This is a genomic window from Novosphingobium lentum NBRC 107847 (assembly GCF_001590965.1).
Taxonomy (GTDB): Bacteria; Pseudomonadota; Alphaproteobacteria; order Sphingomonadales; family Sphingomonadaceae; genus Novosphingobium; species Novosphingobium lentum.
On record NZ_BCTW01000044.1, the window covers coordinates 1 to 1852 of the forward strand.

1 protein-coding gene is annotated in these 1852 nt (G+C 69.4%); it reads right to left on the reverse strand.

Annotated features, from left to right (window positions below):
• On the reverse strand, positions 1-1852 hold a 1852-nt coding region (gene acs / locus NL2_RS20515; protein WP_068078570.1), incomplete at both ends, for an acetate--CoA ligase.

Here is a 1852-nt window from a genome sequence, read left to right on the forward strand (position 1 = left end):
TCCACCACGCCGGGATCGGCGAGCGTGGAGGTATCGCCGAGGCTCGAGGTATCGCCTTCGGCGATCTTGCGCAGGATGCGGCGCATGATCTTGCCGGAGCGGGTCTTGGGCAGTCCGGGGGCGAACTGGAGCGCGTCGGGGGTGGCGATCGGGCCGATTTCGCTGCGCACCCAGGCGCGCAGTTCGGCGCGCAACGCGTCGCTGCCGCTCTCGTTGGCGTTCAGGGTGACGTAGGCGTAGATGCCCTGGCCCTTGATCTCGTGCGGCATGCCCACGACGGCGGCCTCGGCGACCTTGGGGTGCGCGACCAGCGCGCTTTCGACTTCGGCGGTGCCCATGCGGTGGCCCGAGACGTTGATCACGTCATCGACGCGGCCCGTGATCCAGTAGTAGCCGTCCGCGTCGCGGCGGCAGCCGTCGCCGGTGAAGTACTGGCCGGGATAGGTGGTGAAGTAGGTCTGGAAGAACCGCGCATGATCGCCCCACAGCGTGCGCATCTGCCCGGGCCAGCTTCGGGCGATGCACAAGTTTCCCTCGGTGGCGCCGGTGAGCACCTTGCCGTCGGCATCGACCAGTTCGGGATGGACGCCGGGCAGCGGCAGCGTCGCCGATCCGGGCTTGGTGGTGACCGCACCCGGCACCGGCGCGATCAGCGCGCCGCCGGTCTCGGTCTGCCACCAGGTGTCGACGATCTCGCAGCGGCCCTCGCCGACGACGTCGTGATACCAGTTCCACGCCTCGGGGTTGATCGGCTCGCCGACGGTGCCGAGCAGGCGGATGCGGCTGCGGTCGTGCGCTTTGACGAAGCCATCGCCCTCGCGCATCAGCGCGCGGATCGCGGTGGGCGCGGTGTAGAAGATGGTCACCCCCAGCCGGGCCGAAGTCTCCCAGAAGCGGCCGTGGTCGGGGTAGTTGGGCACGCCGTCGAACATCACGGTCGAGGCGCCGTTGGCGAGCGGGCCGTAGACGACGTAGCTGTGCCCGGTGACCCAGCCGACATCGGCGGTGCACCAGAACAGGTCGTCGGCTGCGCTCTTGCCGGGTTCGGGCCCGAACAGCAGGTCGAAGGTCAGCGTCACCCACAGCAGGTAGCCGCCGGTGGTGTGGAGCACGCCCTTGGGCTTGCCGGTCGAACCCGAGGTGTAGAGGATGAACAGCGGGTCCTCCGCGCCCATCGGCTCGGGCGGGCACGTCGCCGCAACGCCCTCGCGCGCCTCGTGCCACCACACATCGCGGCCCGCGACCATCGGCACGTCGGCACCGGTGCGGCGCACCACGATCACCTTCTCGATCGAGGGGCACTGTTCCAGCGCCTTGTCGGCGTTGGCCTTCAACGGCACGCGCTTGCCGCCGCGCATGCCTTCGTCGGCGGTGACGAGCACCGACGAATCGCAGTCCTGGATGCGCCCGGCGAGGCTGTCGGGCGAAAACCCGCCGAACACCACCGAATGCACCGCGCCGATGCGCGCGGCTGCGAGCATCGCCACCGCGGCTTGCGGGATCATCGGCATGTAGATCGTGACGCGGTCGCCCTTGGCCACGCCTTGCACCTTCAGCACGTTGGCGAAGCGGCAGACGTCCTCGTGCAGCTGGCGATAGGTGAGCGTGTAGCCTTCGCCCGGCTCATCGCCCTCGAACACGATCGCGACCTGCTCGCCGCGCGTGGCCAGATGCCGGTCGAGGCAGTTGACCGACAGGTTGAGCACCCCGTCACCGAACCAGCGCACGCCGAAATCGCCCTCATGGAACGACGATTCATCCGCCACCGTCGGAAACCGATCCCACGTCAGCCGACCCGCCTGACCCAGCCAGAACGCCGTGGGGTCCGACGCCACGGCCGCGTGCATCGCGG